This window comes from Ottowia beijingensis (genome assembly GCF_013423955.1).
Lineage (GTDB): Bacteria > Pseudomonadota > Gammaproteobacteria > Burkholderiales > Burkholderiaceae_C > Ottowia > Ottowia beijingensis.
Genome location: NZ_JACCKX010000001.1, coordinates 3,381,590 through 3,398,055 on the forward strand (window position 1 = coordinate 3,381,590; position 16,466 = coordinate 3,398,055).

Here is a 16,466-nt window from a genome sequence, read left to right on the forward strand (position 1 = left end):
CTGCCGGGGCTTACGAAGTGGCCACGGTGGCTGCAAAGCACTGCGCGCCAAACAGCCGGGGCAGCGCGGCGCGGTACTGCTCCTGCCCGACCGCGTTGGTGCTGTGGTGCGAGCCGCCTTCGACCAGCACGAAGGCCTTGGGCTCGGCCGCGGCGTCGAACAGGCGCCGGCCCAGCTCGGGCTGGATCAGGCGGTCTTCGGCCCCATGCACCACCAGCACCGGCGAGCCGACGCGCCCAATGCGCCGTGCCGAATCGAAGCGCTGCGTGATCAGCGGACCCACCGGCAGCCAGCCCCATTTCATGGTGCCGGCCACGTCGCGGATCGAGGTGAACGTGCCTTCCAGGATCAGACCGCGCTGGTCCTGCACCTGCTCGGCCAGCGCCACCGCAATGCCGCCGCCCAGCGAATGGCCAAAGATGAAGCGCGGCGCCTGCGGGTGCTGACGGGCCAGCCAGTCCCAGGCGGCGCGTGCGTCCTCGACCGCCATGGCCTCGGACGGCAGCTCGCGCGATGTCTGACCGAAGCCGCGGTAATCGATCGCCAGCACCGAGAAGCCCAACGCCTGCATGCGGCGGATGCGGCTGGCCGAACCGCGCACGTCCCAGCGCGCGCCGTGCAGGTACAGCAGCACCGGACCGCAGCCGGGCGTCTGCGGGTCGGCGGCGTGCCACAACGCGTGCAGCCGCACCGGCTGGCCGGTGATGTGCGAGGTGTAGTCGATCCACTGCGCCTGCATGCCTTCGGCCATGCCGGCCGAATGGCCCCAGGCGCGGTCGGAGGGCTGGAAGATCCAGGCGCGCTGCCTTTCGTTCAGCGCGGCGCAGCCTGCCAGGACGGCACCAAGGGCCAAGGCCGCCAAGGCAGGACGCCAGAGTTTGCGTGTCATGCGGAGATGGAGCGCCGCGCCGGCGCAAAGTTTCGCGGGGATCTCAGCGAACGCTGTCGCTGCGCCGGGCGGCCGTGATGCGCTGAGCCGCTGGGCCCGGCAGCGCCCACACACGCCCCGCGCCCACGGCGTAGCAGCGCACATCGGCGCGTGCGCTGACGGTGTGACCGCCAGTGAAGGCGCCGAAAGCCGGCAGCACCAGCCGTCCCGGCTGCTGCACGAAGCAGGGCAGCCGAAGGCTGTCGCGCCCCGCGCCGTGCAGATGAACCACGGGGTGCCAATGCCCTGCCAGCACGGTGGCGCCCCCAGCCGCGCGGGGTCGGTCTCAGGGTGGTGGCAGGCGGCCCACGGGCCCAGCAGCAGCGGTTCGTCCACCACTTCGATGTCCAGCGCGTCCGGCGGATTGCCCGCGTGGCTGTCGTGGTTGCCACGCACCAGGCGCATGCGCACCTGGGCGGTTCGGGTGCGCAGGTCGCGCAGCGCCGTCAGCACGGCAGGGTGATGGCTTTCGCGGGCGTGCAGCAGATCGCCCAGAAACACGACCTCGTGCGCGCCGCAGCGCGCGATCAAGGCGCCGAGCTGCGCCAGCGTGGCGCCGGTGGTGGCTTCCGGCACAGGCAGGCCGCGGGCGCGGAACACGGCGGCCTTGCCGAGGTGCGCGTCCGCCACGAACAGGGTGCGCGCTGCCGGCCACCAGGCGGCGCGCTCGGGCAGCAGATCGATGCGCTCGCCGTGCAGCGCGATGGCGCAGGCGCCGTCGGCCAGCGGCTGCGGTGCTGGTGGGCGGGTCGGCGGATTCGGGGGCTCAGGCGGGGCTGGGGTCACAGGCCGATCATGCCCGTTGGCGACCGACGACTGGTGGCCGCGCTGCAGCGCGGCGCTGGGTCAGGCCAACGGCGTTGCATGGCTTCTCAGCGGCCAGCGCGGCGCGGGCGTCGCGCCCGGCTGCCGTCGGCGCCGGTGGGGCGATCAGCGGCACTGCCTTCGGCCAGGCCGAGCGCCGCGCGCACGTCTTGCGCTGTCTGGCGCACGCTGTCGGCGCTCGCGTGCTGGGTACCCACCAGCACGCCGCCGGCAGCGTGCTCCAGATCGGCCACCAGGCGGGCGATGCGATCGGCCAGCGGCTCATTGCTCAGTTTCTCTCGAAAGCGCTCGACCATCAGCGGAAACGCCAGCGGCGTCGGTCGCTGGAGCGGCGCCACGCGCAGCGTCTGCGCCCGCATGCGCGTCAGCGCGGCCGCCAGTCGATCCACGTCCAACTCCTGTTGCAGCAACTCCTGCTCGGCCTGCGCCAGCAGGCGGTTATCCGGGTCGTATTGCCGAAACACCTCGTAGTAGAGCGATGCCGACGCCTGCAGCTGGCGTGCCGAGCGGCGCTCGCCCGGATGGCTCTGAAAGATCAGGCCCGCGATGCGCGCGATCTCGCGAAAGCGCCGGCGTGCCAGCTCGGTCGCGTTCAGGCTTTGCAGCACCTCATCCAGAAAAAATTGATCAAATTGGCCTTCAGCGCTTACTGGGCAAGCGCTGAAAGCTACTGAATCAATAGCTTTCCCGGGGCCGTGCAACATGGCCGGCAGCCGCGCCGCCCAATCGATCGGCTTGGCAGACAGCAGTTCCAGGCCATAGTCGTTGAACGCCAGCGAAAACGTGCCCGCCTCGTGCCGCGCCGCGCGCCATGCCAGCAAGCCGGCCAGCCCCAGGTGCACCTGCCGACCCGCGAAAGGGTACAGAAACAGGTGCCAGCCTTCACGCGTCTTCAGCACCTCCGCCAACAGCGTGTCGGGCGCGGGCAGGTGCGACCAGCGGCGCTGCAGTTCCAGCAGCGGTGCCACGCAGCGCATCTCGGGGCTGTCGGCGCGGCCGGCCTCGTAATCGGCGAAGTTGCGCACCACGGCATCGGCCAGCGTGCTGGACAGCGGCATGCGGCCGCCGTTCCAGCGCGGCAGCGCGGCGCTGCCGGCGGCGGCGCGGCGCACCTGCGCCGTCATCTCGTGCACGCGCACCAGCTCCAGCAGCTTGCCCGCGAACATGAACACGTCGCCCGGTTTCAGCCGCGCGATGAAGCTCTCTTCCACCGTGCCCAGCTGGCCGCCGCTCACGTATTGCACGCGCACCGCCGCGTCGCTGACGATGGTGCCGATGTTGGCGCGGTGCCTTCGCGCCAGCCGCGCGTCGGTCATGCGCCACACGCCATGCTCGTCCGGCACCACGCGGTGAAAGTCCGGGTACGCGGCCAGCGACGCGCCGCCCTGGCGCACGAAGTCCAGCGCCCACTGCCAGTGGTCGCGACTCAAACCGCGGTACGCCGCGGTGCGCCGAACTTCCGCGTACAGCGCATCGGGCACGAAGCCGCCGCCCAGCGCCACGGTGACCAGGTGCTGAACCAGCACATCCAGCGGCTCGCGGGGGTGTGGCGTTCTTCGATCTGGCCGGCCTGCACGGCATCGCGCGCGGCGGCCGCCTCGACGAGTCCAGGCTGTGCGTCGGTACCAGCGTGATGCGCGACGGCCGCCCAGGAGCGTGGCCGCTGCGGCCGGCGCGCTGCAACAGCCGCGCAACGCCCTTGCAACTGCCGATCTGAAGCACCCGTTCGACCGGCAGAAAGTCCACCCCAGGTCCAGGCTGCTGGTGGCCACCACCGCTTTCAGCGCGCCGCTTTTCAGGCCCAGCTCCACCCACTCGCGCACCGCCTTGTCCAGCGAGCCGTGGTGCAGCGCCAGCACGCCCGCCAGGTGCGGGCGCGCCTCCAGCAGCGCCTGAAACCAGCGCTCGGCCTGCGAGCGCGTGTTGGTGAACACCAGCGTGGAGCCGCTGCCCTCGATCACCTCGGCCACCTGCGGCAGCATCTGCAAGCCCATGTGTCCGGCCCACGCAAAGCGCTCGGCGCGCGCGGGCAGCAGGGTGTCGATGACCAGCGCTTTGTCGATGCGGCCCTGGATCAGGGCGGGGCTGGGTGGGGCTGTGGATTCTGAGCGTTTTTGGCCTCTGGCGCTTGCCGGACGTGCGCGAGCAGCTATCGATTCAGTAGTATCCGGCGGCTGCGGCAGCAACGCCTGCAGCGCCTCTTGCAGATTGCCCAGCGTGGCCGACATGCCCCACACCATGAGCTGCGGGTTCCAGCCCGACAGGCGCGCCAGCGCCAACTGCACCTGCACGCCGCGCTTGCTGCCCAGCAGCTCGTGCCATTCGTCGGCCACCACCAGCTGCACCGATTGCAGCGCCTCGCGCGCATCGGCGCGCGCCAGCAGCAGCGACAGGCTTTCGGGCGTGGTCACCAGCACCGTCGGCAAGCGCCGGCTTTGCGCCGCGCGCTCGCCACTGGCCGTGTCGCCCGTGCGCAGCCCGCTCGTCCAGTGCGGCGCCAGATCGGCCAGCGGCCCGCGCAGCGCCCGCAACGTGTCGGCCGCCAGCGCGCGCATGGGGTCAGCCACAGCACCGTGAGCGGCGGGGCTTTGGCCGGGTCGGCGATTGCTTCGGATTCGATAGCTGGTTGCGCTTGTCTGGCAAGCGCTGGCGGCACAAAACGCTTCAAGGCGCCGAGCCAAACCGCCAGCGTCTTGCCCGCGCCCGTGGTGGCATGCAGCAGGCCGCTGCGGCCTTCGGCAATGGCTTGCCAGACTTCGAACTGGAACGGAAAGGGGCGATGGCCGCGCGTGGCGAGCCAGTCTTCGGCCCGGCCGAAGGTGGCGTCAACGCGCTCGGGTGAGCTGGGGGAGGGGCGGGCCATGGAGTATTGTCAGGGCCGATTCGTCGGCTACGGGTCGGACGAAGCCGCTGATGGCTTGCATTGCACATATCGGTTGCATATCCTTACCCGTGTAAGGAGTGTCCCGCGATCCAGCTCCGCGGTTTCATTAAATACCCAGTTAAAGCTAATAAACCATGAAACTAGTCAAAGTTCGCGTCCAAAACTATAGGTCCGTGGAGGACAGCGGCGAGTTCGAGGTTGGCGATCTTACGTGCCTTGTTGGTAAGAATGAAGCGGGTAAGACCGCGCTGCTGAGCGCCATTCGTGGCCTCCGCCCCTCGCAACCCTTTGAATTCGACGAAGCTATTGATTATCCAAGGCGCTTCGCTACTCGCTTCGACGACCGTCATGAGGATGGGACAGCAGAGGTGATCCGAACATGGTGGCGACTTGATTCTTCGGATATAGCCGCTGTGGAAAGAAAGTTCGGAAAAGGAGTTTTGAGGAGCGATACTTTCCAGATTCATTTTGGATTTCGATACGATGAGAATAAGCGTATTTGGGATATCGACGTAGATAGCGAAAAGGTGCTTGAAAATATGCTCAGCAAGCATGCTCTTGATGCAACCGAACGTAACGCTTTGCATGGAGTGACCAATGGTTTAGGAGCTGATACGGCTCTGTCCGCGGTAGCGCAGAGAACACCAAAGCAAGAGGCGCTGTTACAGGAAATCAAACAATGCAGGGGATCAAGTTTTACCGTAGGTGTGATCGACGTGCTGTCTGCTAGGCAGCCTAAGTTCTTCTTCACGTCACACTTCGAACGTATGTCGGGCATGGTGTCGATTCAGAAACTCCAGCAGGACAAGCAGAACAAAGCCGTGTCTGTTGGCGATCAGATTTTCTTAGCATTCTTGGAGTATGCGGGGACGACGCTTGAAGAACTGTTGGAAGTGGATCGTCGGGAAACTTTGAAAGCCACTTGCGAGGCCGCCAGCAATGAAATTACGGAGGAGATTTTCCAGTTTTGGAGTCAAAACAACGCACTCGAAGTTATTATCGACATTGACAGCGGAAAGGCTAAGGATCCCGCTCCATTCAATACGGGAACGGTGGCGGAGATTCGTATCAAAAATAATAATCACAAAGCAACGCTCCCGTTGTCGGAGCGTAGCGCAGGCTTCGTGTGGTTCTTCTCTTTCCTCGCTCAGTTCAAGCAATTAAGGAAGACTCCGGGTAATTCCAATGCGATCGTTTTGTTGGATGAACCCGGTCTGACTTTGCATGGCAAGGCGCAGGGGATCTCCTTCGATACGTCGTCGAGCGACTACTGCCAGACCACCAAGTTATTTTTACCACTCATTCGCCCTTTATGGTTCCTATGGATCGCCTAGCTGATGTGCGCATCGTAGAGGACGTGGTTATAGAGAAGCAGGGCAAGCGTCCTGAGGTCCAGGGGACGAAGGTGCGATCAGACGTGTTGGAGGTAAATAACGACACGCTCTTCCCTCTTCAAGGTGCGTTGGGTTATGAAGTGACTCAATCTCTGTTCATCGGCGCAAATACTTGGCTTGTCGAAGGTCCATCGGACATTCTATACTTGCAGGTTGTTTCGCAGGCGTTAGCCAAGCGCCGACGCACTGCGCTCGATCCTAAATGGACGCTATGCCCATCGGGCGGCATTGACAAAATTGCGCCGTTCGTCAGGCTATTTGGCGGTAATAGAATTAATGTAGCGGTTTTATCCGACATTGCCAATGGGGACAAGACCAAGATTGAGAATTTGAAGAAGGCTGACATCCTGAAGGCCGGGCATTTTTACACCTGCTCAGACTTCACCAATCAGTCCGAATCGGATGTAGAGGACCTGTTCGATATTGACCTGTTTGTTGAGATGCTCAATGGAGCATACAATCCGCCTGTAACCAATGTGGTCACGAAGGAAGCATTGATGGCTGCAGCGCCAACCGCGCGCATCGTAAAAAAGCTGAGGCCCTATTCAAACTCATGCCTACAACGGTCGCAGAGTTTGACCACTTCGGTGCGGCGCGTTGGCTCTTGGAGAACCCTTCTGTATTGGATGCGGATTCGCCCGCAGTTCAAGCGACCCTTGACAGTTTTGAAGAGGTTTTTAAGACCTTCAATGCACTTGTGGCCAGTTAACGAAGGACTGTCACTGAACGTTGGCATACACACTGATCTGCATATTTTGGGTAGCGCTTTATAATGGAGTACTGCGCGATAAAAGCGCGCAGCACCAGTGGAGTCCATGTTGTTAACTCGCCATCCGACGACAACTTTTCAAAATGGATGAATCGACCCGTTCGTTAGCCTGGCTCGCTGCTGGACTTCTGACCGTGATTAGGCAATATCGCCATCAACGCCTGCACAGTATCCGCCTTGGCAATGGGTTTATCCTGCCGCTACCTGAGCATCCTCGGAAGCCGCCCCGCAATCCCGCTTTTTGTGGCGCGCTGAGCGGGCGATGCCAAAGCCCAGCTCGAACACCAGCGTCCGCTCCACGCTGCGCACGGGGCCGAAGCTTTCGCGGGTGGTTTTGCGGACGATGGCGTCGACTTGGCGCATTTCTTCGTCGGTCAGGCCGGAGTACGCCTTGGCGAAGGGCACCAGCGTGCGTTCGGCTTCGAGCGCGCTGCATCTATGCGCCTAAGGCGTACAATTGGATCATGTTGACCATCGTCGAGACAACGCTGTTCCAGCGGCAATGGCCGATGTACTGGACGGAGGAGGAGCGGGGTCAATTTGCAGCCTTTCTTGCCGACAACCCAGAGGCGGGCGATGTGGTGCCGCAGTCGGGCGGCATCCGCAAGGTGCGTTGGGCGCGCTCGGGCTTGGGCAAGTCGGGCGGTGTGCGCGTGATCTATTTTTCGCGTCTGGCTTCGGGCCAGTTGGTGCTGCTGACCTTGTATGCCAAGTCGGCGACCGACAACTTGACTGGCCCGCAACTGAAGGAGATTCGTCGTGTCCTCGAAAGTTAAGAAACCTTTGTCGCCTGCTGAACTGGAGCAGTACGAAGCAGGCCGTGACCTGGCGGCGGATTTGTTGCAGGCGGTGCGCGAAATGAAGGCCGGCCAAGTGCATGTGGTGCACACGCCGGCCGTGGAAGCGCGGCGGAAAACCGGCTTGTCGCAATCGCAGTTTGCCAAGTTGATCGGCGTTTCGGTGCGTACCTTGCAGGGCTGGGAGCAGGGGCGCAAGGAGCCGAGCGGCGCGGCGCGCACGCTGCTGACGATCGCTGCGATGAACCCGCAGGCGGTTCTGGCGCTGGCGGGTGGGGCGAACTTGCGGCCGGAGTGAAAGCCGGCCGATTCAATGATCGCCGCGTGCAGGCAACAACCCCATCAGCGTCTGCAAGCTATCCGCTTCGTTCACCGGCTTGTCCACCCGCCACCTGAGCATCCTCGGAAACCGTACCGCAATCCCGCTCTTGTGCCGCGCCGAGCGGGCGATGCCCTCAAAGCCCAGCTCGAACACCAGCGTCGGCTCCACGCTGCGCACGGGGCCGAAGCTTTCGCGGGTGGTTTTGCGGACGATGGCGTCGACCTGGCGCATTTCTTCGTCGGTGAGGCCCGAATACGCCTTGGCAAAGGGCACCAGCGTGCGGTCGGGGTCTTCGGGCGGGCCGCTCCAGACGGCGAAGGTGTAGTCGCTGTACAGGCTGGCGCGGCGGCCGTGGCCGCGCTGGGCGTAGATGAGGACGGCGTCGACGCTCATGGGGTCGATCTTCCACTTCCACCACTGGCCGAGCGCGGGGCGCGTGGCCGGTGCATCGGGCGCGTCGGCATCGACACTGCCCGCCAGCGCGGTCTTGGTGCGGCCGACGCCGTAGCGCGCGTCGCGGTGCTTGAGCATGAAGCCTTCTGTCCCTAAGCGCCGCGCCGCTTCGCGCTGGCGCGCGAGGTCGGCCCACGTTTCGCCATGCAGCAGCGGCGACAGGTGCAGCGCGGGGTGCGGGTGCGCGGCGACCAGCGCTTCGAGCGCGGTGCGGCGGGCGTGTTGCGGCTGGGCGCGCAGGTCGTGGCCGTCCAGCTCCAGCAGGTCGTAGGCCAGCAGCACGACCGGCACTTCGGCCAGCAGTTTGGCGCCAAGCGTCTTGCGGCCGATGCGGCGCTGCAGGGCGGCAAAGGGTTGCACGCTGCCGGCGTAGACGGCGTGGGTGTCGGCGGTTTCTGAATCGATTTGGCCGCCAGCGCTTGTCTGGCGTGCGCGAGCAGCTATCAAATCAGTAGTCTTCCAGACCACGATCTCGCCGTCGAGCACCGTGCCTTCGGGCAGCGTGGCGCCCAGGGCGGCCAGTTCGGGGAAGCGGTCGGTCACCAGGTCTTCGCCGCGCGACCAGATGAAGACCTGGCCATCGCGCACCACCAGTTGCGCGCGAATGCCGTCCCACTTCCACTCGATTTGCCACTGCGCGGGCGCGCCCAGCAGTTCGTCGAAGCGCGCCAGAGGCTCGTTGAACGGGTGCGCCAGGTAGAACGGATAGGGCTGGCCGCCGCGCGCGCCGAGCAGCGTGGGCGCGTCGGCCGGCGCGGTGAGGGCGCTGAAGTCGGCCGCCGTGGGCCGGGCGCCGGGTTGCGTGTAGCCCATCAGGCGCTGGGCGACTATTTTTGAGTCGACGCCGCTCACGGCGGCCAGCGCCTGCGTGACCTGCAGCTTCGACACGCCGACGCGAAACGCGCCGGTGATGAGCTTGAAGTACACCAGCCGGTCATCGGCGGCCAGTTCGCGCCACTGCTCGGCGAGCCGCGCGTGCAGCGCCTCGGGCGGCTGGCCGCGCAGGGGCAGCAGGTGGTGCTGCAGCCAGTCGGCCAACGGGCGTTGCACGGGCGCGGCAGGTTCGGGCAGCAGCAGGCTGATGGTTTCGGCCAGGTCGCCGACGGCTTCGTAGCTTTCGTCGAACAGCCATTCGGGCAGGCCGGCCGCCGCGCGCGCCTGCTCGCGCAGCACGCGCGTGGGCACCAGCTGGCGCGGCTTGCCGCCAGCGAGAAAGTAGACGGCCCAGGCCGCATCGGCCGGCGGCGCGGCGCGCAGGTAGTCTTGCAGCGCGGCCTGCTTGGCAAGGCTGGACGTGCTGGCGTCGAGGGCGCGGTAGAGGGCGGCGAAGGCGTGCATCGCTTGTGCCTCAGGCGCGTGATTCAGCGCAAAAATGCTGCCACCGCTTGATGGGTAAGCGCTTTCAGCTATCAAAAGGATAGTCATCGTGGGTACGCTGGGTGCGCGCCGGAATCCGCGCCCGGGTCCGCGCCGGGGTCATTGCCGGGCTCCGCACCCGTGGCGCGGTCCGGGTCGGTGGTGGCGGGCGCTTCGGGCTGCGCGTCGTCGTCCTCGCCGCCGTAGTCGGTGTCGAACGCGCCGGCCTGCAGGCCCTGCTCGGCCAGCCAGCGCACCATCACCGGCACGCTGCCGTGGGTGACGATGACGCGCGGCGCGCCGGTGGCGGCGATGGCGCGCTGCAGGCTGGGCCAGTCGGCGTGGTCGCTCAGCACGAAGCCGCGGTCGACCCCGCGCCGCCGCCTCGCGCCGCGGATTCGCATCCAGCCGCTGGCAAATGCGTCGGCATGCTCGCCGAAGCGGCGCAGCCAGCGTGCCGCCGGCCGAGGGCGGGGCGATCACCAGCGCGCGCTTCAAGGCCGCCTTGTCGATCGCCGCATCGGTGACGCGGTGCGTGGCGGGCAGCGCCACGGCGCTGGCGCGGTAGGCGTCGTTCAGGGCCTCGACGGCGCCGTGGCAGACGATGGGGCCAATGGACGCATCCACGCCCGCCAGCAGCCGCTGCGCCTTGCCGAAGGCGTAGGCATAGACGATGCTGGCGCGCCCGGCCTCGGCGTTGGCGCGCCACCAGGCGTTCAGATCGGCGAACAGCGCGGCGGGCGCGGGCCAGCGGTAGATGGGCAGGCCGAAGGTCGATTCGGTGATGAACACGTCGCAGCGCACGGGCTCGAACGGCGCGCAGGTGGGGTCGGCGTCCAGCTTGTAGTCGCCCGAGGCCACCCACACGCGGCCGGCATGCTCGATGCGGACCTGCGCCGAACCCAGCACGTGGCCGGCGGGGTGCAGCGAAACGCGCACGCCGTTCAACGTGACAGGCTCGCCATAGGCCAGGGTTTGCAGCGCGATGTCGTCGCCAAGGCGTGCGCGCATCACGTGTTCACTCTGCCTGTGCGCCAGATAGGCGCCGTGCCCGCGCCGCGCGTGGTCGCCATGCGCGTGGGTGATGACGGCTCGATCGACCGGCCGCCACGGGTCGATGTAGAAGTCGCCGGGCGGGCAATACAGGCCGCGCGGGGTGGCGATGACGAGGTCACCAGCCGTCATGGCGCTGCGGCGTTGCTGGCGTGCGCCAGGTCGGCGATCCACATCGGCCAGGTGCGCTGGCGTTCGTCAGCCGGCAGGCGCAGCAGCGCCGCGGGGTGCCAGGTGACCCACACCGGCCGCCCACCCGGCCCCGGCCACGGCTGGCCGCGCAGCGCAGCCAGCTTGACGCCGGGCCCCAGCAGCGCCCGCGCGGCGGTGGCGCCAAGGGCGACGATGGCCTGCGGCTGCACCAGCTCTATCTCGCGCAGCAGCCAAGGGCGGCAGGCCATCACTTCGCGCTGCGCCGGTGTCTTGTGCAGGCGGCGCTTGCCGCGCAGCTCGTGCTTGAAGTGGCGCACGGCGTTGGTCAGATAGAGCTGGGCGCGGTCGATGCCGGCCAGCGCCAGGGCCTGGTCGAGCAATTGGCCGGCGGGGCCGACGAAAGGCAGGCCGGCCAGGTCCTCGCGGTCGCCGGGTTGCTCGCCGACCAGCATCAGCGGCGGCCGCAGCGGGCCGGAGCCTGACACGCCCTGCGTGGCGTGCTGCGCCAGCGGGCAGGCGGTGCAATGCTGCACGGCGGCGGACAGCTCGGCCAGCGTGCGCAACGGCTGGTCGACATCGTCAACGTGGTCCGGGTTGCGGCGCGGGCCGCGCGGGGCGACCACGCGCGCGCCCGGCGCCTGCTCGATCATGCGCGCCGTGCGCGTGGGCGCGGCGGCCACCAGGGCGGCGATCTCGGCCGCCTCGGGCAGGTTGCGCCAGTACTTGGCCGGCATGTGCTGGCGCATCAGCGGCACGTTGAGCCGCGCCGGATTGAAGATGTGCCGGTAGTAGGTCAGCCACAGTGCCTCGCCCGCGTCGGCCGGCGGGGCGTCGGCGCGCTGCGCGGGGGTCCGTCGGTCAGCTGGCGGGTGTCAGGGCACCAGCGCACGCTGCGGTGCGGCGTGAGGATGGCCCAGCGCATGCCGGCAAAGCGCCGCGCGAACCAGGGCGCGACGGCGGGCAGCACGTCGTGCTCGGGCTCGAACCAGGCCACGTGCATCGGCTCGCCGCCGTCATCGGCAGCCAGGGGCCGAAAGCGCACGAAGGCGCGCATCTTGTACGCATCGCGCTGCACCGCCTTGGCCAGGCGCGCCAGCCGCTGCACGTCGGCATCCAGCACGTCGTGGCGCAAGGCGGGTTCGTGACGCAGGCGCCACAGCACGCGGTACAGCAGCTCGAAGCGCGCCGGGTCGCGATGCAGCACCACGCGGCGCGCGGCGGCCACGAAGGCGCGGGGCAACTGCAAGGCGGCGGCAAAGCTTGCGGGCGCAGGGTGGGCCGGCGGCGCGGCGGCTTCGGCCAGCAGGTCGGGCGAGGGGTTTTCAGCGGCGGCGAAAGCGGCCCAGCGCGGCGCGGCGTCGGCGGGCGCGATGCCGGCGGCGAGCAGCGCCAGGGCTTGGGCACGAAAGCGGTCGAAGGCGCGCGTGGGGGGATGAGGTCGGGCTCGGCGATGGGAGGCGGCGACCCGGCGCCTTGAGATGAGAGGCTGAAGTCGCCTTCAGCTCCGTCTTCCTCCGGGGGCGACCGGGTGTCCGTTCGGGCGCGAGTGTGGGCATGGGCGTACCCGGGCGTCAGAACAAGGCCGCTTGAAGGGAGGATGGGTGTACCGGCGCCGCCGGCGACGCCAGCGAACGCGGCTCGGCCAGCGCTGAACGCTCTACGCCACCCGCGCGCGGCCGGTGATCCGCCAGCACCACGAACGGCAGCACCTTGGCCGGGCTGACGCGCAGCGCGCGCAGATCGGCGGCGCGCAGCCGGCGGGCGCGCCGCGCGAGCAGCAGCTTGTCGACCGATCGCACCCCGAGGCCCGGAACACGCAGCAGCAGCGCGCGCGGGCGGTATTCAGGTCGACCGGGAAGCGCTCCGGATGCGCCAGCGCCCAAGCCAGCTTGGGGTCCACATCCAGCGCCAGCATGCCGGTCTGGCCGGACGGCGTGATTTCATCGGCGCCAAAGCCGTAAAAACGCATCAGCCAGTCGGCCTGGTACAGCCGGTGCTCGCGCAGCAGCGGCGGCGCCTGCGCGGGCAGGGCAGCGGCGGCGTGCGGTATGGGGCTGAAGGCGGAGTAATACACGCGCCGCAACCGATAGGCGCCATACAGCTGCGCGCTGGTGGCCAGGATGGTGGCGTCGCTGGCGCCGTCGGCGCCGACGATCATCTGCGTGCTTTGGCCCGCGGCGGCAAATGCCGGCGGCGCGGCCTTGCGCCGCCCCGCGCCGGGCAGCAGGCGCACGGGCTGGGCGCGCACGGCGCGGCGCTCGGTTTGAGCGTCTTCGATCGCCAGCGTCAGCCGGGCCATGCTGCGCCGGATGCTGGTACTGCTCTTTTCGGGCGCCAGGCGGTCCAGCCCCTGCTGCGTGGGCAGCTCGATGTTGACCGACAGCCGATCGGCCCAGCGCCCGGCCTGCGCCAGCAGCTCGGGCGCGGCGTCGGGAATCGTCTTCAGGTGGATGTAGCCACGAAAGTCGTGCACCTCGCGCAGCGTGCGCGCCACGCGCACCAGTTGCTCCATCGTGTAGTCCGGATCGCGGATGACGCCGCTGGACAGGAACAGGCCTTCGATGCAGTTGCGGCGGTAGAAGTCGAGCGTCAGCGCCACCACTTCTTCCACCGTGAAGCGGGCGCGTGGCACATCGCTGCCCCGTCGGTTGATGCAGTATGCGCAGTCGTACAGGCAGAAATTCGTCAACAGGATCTTGAGCAGCGAGATGCAGCGGCCATCCGGCGCGAAGCTGTGGCAAATCCCCATGCCCTCGTTCGAACCCAGGCCACGCCCCTGCGATGAATCGCGCCGCGTGCCGCCGCTGGACGCGCACGAGGCATCGTATTTGGCCGCGTCGGCCAGGATGGCGAGTTTGGTCGGTAAATCCACTGGATAAGAATACAGCATTCGCGGATTCGCTGCATGAGGGCGGGGCAGCATGGCGTACGCGCGACTCACCCCGCAAAACGCTGGCCGCTACCGATGCGAGGGCAGTGGCGCGGTTGCGACAGGCCTTCCCGGCGCGACGGCGATCCGCCCGCCGCGCGTGCGGCTCACACGTTCAGCTCGCCGTCCACCCCGCCGTCGCTGGTCTTGCTGCCGGTGACCGCGGCAAAGCTCATCTTGACGAATGAGACGATCTTGCCCGAGGTGGTTTGCCAATAGTGGCCTGCGTTGGGCGTCACGCGCAGCACGGTCACGCGCGGGTCGTCCTTGCCATCGAACCAGGCGCTGGCCAGGGCGGTCCAGTATTTGTCGATGGTGGCGCGGTCGGTGTGCACCGTGGCGGTGCCCGAGACGGCCAGGTACTCGTACTTGTCGTCGTTCTGGCAAGTGACGATCACGCGCGGGTCCTTGGCGATGTCGCGGTTCTTCTCGCTGGCGCTGGAGCTGAGGAACCAGAAGGTGCCGTCCTCGTCCACCTTCTGGATCGCCATCGGGCGCACGTCGCCGGGAAAGTTGGTGACGTCGGTGGCGAACATGCACATGCGCGCGTCCTTGGCGATCTCGTGAATCTTCTTGCCTGCCGCGGCGCCGTTCAGGTCTTGCCGGGGTTGTTGCTCAATATCGGCCATGTCGGTGTTCCTTGTTGTTTGAGGCGAACATCCATTGGGCCGTACCGCTGGCGCGCACCGGGCCGGGCCCTGTCGCGCAAGGGCGTAGGACAAGTGCGCATGTGCGCGACCAATGGGCCACGCGCATCGGCGCCATGGCGGTCAACGCCCGCGCAGGAACAGCGCGTCCAGCTCTTTCATCGACAACTGGCGCCAGGTCGGGCGGCCGTGGTTGCACTGGTCTGAGCGCTCGGTGGCTTCCATCTGGCGCAGCAGGGCGTTCATCTCCTCGTGCGTCAGGCGGCGGTTGGCGCGCACGGCGCCGTGGCAGGCCATGGTGGCCAGCAGTTCGTGCTGTGCGCGCTCCACCACCGTGGCGGCCTCGTGCTGGGCCAGCTCGGCCAGCACGCTGCGCGCCAGCTCGACCGCATCGCCCGCCGCCAGCGTGGTGGGCACGGCGCGCACGGCCAGCGTCTTGGGTGAGAAGGGGTGATCTCCAACCCCAGCCGCGCCAGCACCTCGGCGGCGCTTTCGGCGGTGGCCACTTCGGCCGGCGTGGCGGCGAAGGTGGCGGGGATCAGCAGCGGCTGGCGCGCGATCTGCGCGCCGTCGAGCTGGCCTTTCAGCCGCTCGTACACGATGCGCTCGTGCGCCGCGTGCATGTCGACCAGCACCAGGCCGGCGTGGTTTTCCGCCAGGATGTAGACGCCGTGCAGCTGCGCGATGGCGCGGCCAAGCGGCCAGTCGGCCACGTGCGCGTCGTGGCCGGGCGCGGCGGCAGGGGCGGGTGCCGCATCGGCCGCGCGGGCCGACCAGAGCACTTGCGCTTCATGCACCGCGCGCGCCGCGCTTGCTTCAAAATGAATAGCTGCCTGCGCTTGTCCATCAAGCGCGGGCGGCCTAAAAGACCTGAAATTTCCAGCCGGCCAGGCGACGCCGGTATCCGGGCCCGCGGCATCGCTCGACAGCGTCCCGGCCAGCGCGGCGCGCGGCGCGGCCAGCGCGTTTTCGATCGCGTGGCGCACCGCCTGGTGCACCTCGCGGCTGTCGCGAAAACGCACCTCGATCTTGGTCGGGTGCACGTTCACATCCACGCGCGCCGGGTCGATGGCCACGTGCAGCACGTACACCGGCTGACGCTGGCCGTGCAGCACGTCTTCATAGGCGGCACGCGCGGCGTGGGTGATGACCTTGTCGCGCACGAAGCGGCCGTTGACATAGGCGAACTGCTGGTCGGCGCGCGAACGCGCCACGTCCGGCAGGCCCGCGCGGCCGCTGACATGCACCGACCCCGCACGATGGTCGATGGCGACGGAATCGGCCAGGAAATCCTCGCCCAGCACGTCGGCCAGGCGCTGGGCGCGGCCAGCATCGCCGGGGTGGGCGCGCCATTGCTCGATCAGCTTGCCCTCGTGCCAGATGGCGAAGCCCACGTCGGGCCGCGCCAGCGCGTGGCGGCGCACGGCGTCGATACAGTGCGCCAGCTCGGTGGCGTCGGTCTTGAGAAACTTGCGGCGCGCCGGCACGCTGTAGAACAGCTCCTTGACCTCCACCGTGGTGCCCTGCGCGCGCGCCACGGGCTTCAGTTCGCCGGTGCGGCCGTCCAGCAGATAAGCACGATCTTGGCCGCCAGCGCGCGACAACAGGGCGACTTCAGCAATCGAATTGATAGCAGCCAGGGCCTCGCCCCGAAAGCCCATGGTGCCCACGGATTCCAGCTCGGGCAGGCTGGCGATCTTGCTGGTGGCGTGGCGCTTCAGGGCCACCGGCATTTCCTCGGGCAGGATGCCGGCGCCGTCGTCCTCCACGCTGATCAGGCGCACGCCGCCGGCCAGCAGCCGCAAGGTGATTTGCGTGGCGCCGGCGTCGAGCGCGTTGTCGAGCAGTTCGCGCACCACCGAGGCCGGGCGCTCCACCACCTCGCCGGCGGCGATCTGGCTGATCAGCTCGTCGGGCAGTTCGCGGATGGGGCGGCGGGGTGGGGTGCTCATGCCA

At 67.7% G+C, this 16,466-nt stretch carries 11 protein-coding genes and 6 pseudogenes; 5 read left to right on the plus strand and 12 right to left on the minus strand.

Features of this window, described 5'->3' with window-relative positions; translation table 11 throughout:
- Window positions 1-10 precede the first annotated feature (10 nt).
- Both H0I39_RS24665 and H0I39_RS16810 read right to left on the minus strand, forming a co-directional pair.
- Window positions 11-1,714 (minus strand): alpha/beta fold hydrolase, encoded by a 1,704-nt coding sequence (locus H0I39_RS24665; RefSeq protein ID WP_444547275.1) that lies wholly within the window; start codon window positions 1,712-1,714, stop codon window positions 11-13.
- Window positions 1,715-1,800: 86 nt separating this feature from the next.
- A pseudogene (locus tag H0I39_RS16810) lies at window positions 1,801-4,308 on the minus strand (ligase-associated DNA damage response DEXH box helicase).
- A 77-nt stretch (window positions 4,309-4,385) separates the two neighbouring features.
- Here H0I39_RS16810 and H0I39_RS24260 point away from each other — a divergent pair.
- The 3 genes from H0I39_RS24260 to H0I39_RS22620 all read left to right on the plus strand — a co-directional run bounded on the left by H0I39_RS24260 (window position 4,386) and on the right by H0I39_RS22620 (window position 6,804).
- Window positions 4,386-4,595, plus strand: a complete 210-nt coding sequence (locus tag H0I39_RS24260; RefSeq protein ID WP_373368313.1) for a hypothetical protein — start codon at window positions 4,386-4,388, stop codon at window positions 4,593-4,595.
- 176 nt (window positions 4,596-4,771) lie between these two features.
- Window positions 4,772-5,971 carry an AAA family ATPase gene (locus H0I39_RS22615; RefSeq protein WP_257645855.1) on the plus strand — a complete coding sequence of 400 codons (1,200 nt, stop codon included), beginning with the start codon at window positions 4,772-4,774 and terminating at the stop codon, window positions 5,969-5,971.
- Window positions 5,972-5,976: 5 nt separating this feature from the next.
- Window positions 5,977-6,804: an OLD family protein gene (locus tag H0I39_RS22620; RefSeq protein WP_257645856.1), complete on the plus strand. Its 828-nt coding sequence runs from the start codon at window positions 5,977-5,979 to the stop codon at window positions 6,802-6,804.
- Window positions 6,805-6,904: 100 nt separating this feature from the next.
- Here the strand turns inward: H0I39_RS22620 and H0I39_RS16820 are convergent.
- Window positions 6,905-7,214: pseudogene (locus tag H0I39_RS16820) on the minus strand (ATP-dependent DNA ligase); the annotation flags it as partial.
- A gap of 50 nt (window positions 7,215-7,264) precedes the next feature.
- On the opposite strand from H0I39_RS16820, the gene H0I39_RS16825 reads away from it, so the two are divergent.
- Together H0I39_RS16825 and H0I39_RS16830 are read left to right on the plus strand one after the other, a co-directional pair.
- On the plus strand, window positions 7,265-7,576 hold the full coding sequence (locus H0I39_RS16825) for a type II toxin-antitoxin system RelE/ParE family toxin (protein ID WP_180551247.1): 312 nt from the start codon (window positions 7,265-7,267) through the stop codon (window positions 7,574-7,576).
- 7 nt (window positions 7,577-7,583) lie between these two features.
- Window positions 7,584-7,895 carry a helix-turn-helix domain-containing protein gene (locus H0I39_RS16830; protein WP_257645857.1) on the plus strand — a complete coding sequence of 104 codons (312 nt, stop codon included), beginning with the start codon at window positions 7,584-7,586 and terminating at the stop codon, window positions 7,893-7,895.
- 12 nt (window positions 7,896-7,907) lie between these two features.
- On the opposite strand, the gene H0I39_RS16835 is transcribed toward H0I39_RS16830, so the two are convergent.
- From H0I39_RS16835 to mutL, 9 genes and pseudogenes are all read right to left on the minus strand, one after another.
- A complete protein-coding gene (locus H0I39_RS16835) occupies window positions 7,908-9,710 on the minus strand; it encodes an ATP-dependent DNA ligase (RefSeq protein WP_180551249.1) in 1,803 nt (600 codons plus the stop codon).
- Window positions 9,711-9,793: 83 nt separating this feature from the next.
- Window positions 9,794-10,913: pseudogene (locus tag H0I39_RS16840) on the minus strand (ligase-associated DNA damage response exonuclease).
- Window positions 10,910-11,680, minus strand: a complete 771-nt coding sequence (locus tag H0I39_RS22625; RefSeq protein ID WP_257645858.1) for a UdgX family uracil-DNA binding protein — start codon at window positions 11,678-11,680, stop codon at window positions 10,910-10,912. Before H0I39_RS22625 ends, H0I39_RS16840 begins: the two are co-directional and overlap by 4 nt.
- 12 nt (window positions 11,681-11,692) lie before the next feature.
- Window positions 11,693-11,737, minus strand: a pseudogene (locus H0I39_RS23475) (hypothetical protein); the annotation flags it as partial.
- A complete protein-coding gene (locus H0I39_RS22630) occupies window positions 11,728-12,414 on the minus strand; it encodes a TIGR03915 family putative DNA repair protein (protein ID WP_308645932.1) in 687 nt (228 codons plus the stop codon). The pseudogene H0I39_RS23475 and the gene H0I39_RS22630, both read right to left, overlap by 10 nt.
- Before the next feature lie 91 nt (window positions 12,415-12,505).
- Window positions 12,506-13,806, minus strand: a pseudogene (locus tag H0I39_RS16850) (putative DNA modification/repair radical SAM protein).
- 164 nt (window positions 13,807-13,970) lie between these two features.
- A complete protein-coding gene (locus H0I39_RS16855; RefSeq protein ID WP_180551250.1) occupies window positions 13,971-14,492 on the minus strand; it encodes a pyridoxamine 5'-phosphate oxidase family protein in 522 nt (173 codons plus the stop codon).
- A gap of 141 nt (window positions 14,493-14,633) precedes the next feature.
- The gene (locus H0I39_RS24265; protein ID WP_373368360.1) at window positions 14,634-14,807 is read right to left on the minus strand and encodes a hypothetical protein; all 174 of its coding nucleotides are present in this window, start codon (window positions 14,805-14,807) and stop codon (window positions 14,634-14,636) included.
- A gap of 21 nt (window positions 14,808-14,828) precedes the next feature.
- Window positions 14,829-16,462 (minus strand): annotated as a pseudogene (gene mutL / locus H0I39_RS16860) (DNA mismatch repair endonuclease MutL); the annotation flags it as partial.
- Window positions 16,463-16,466 lie beyond the last annotated feature (4 nt).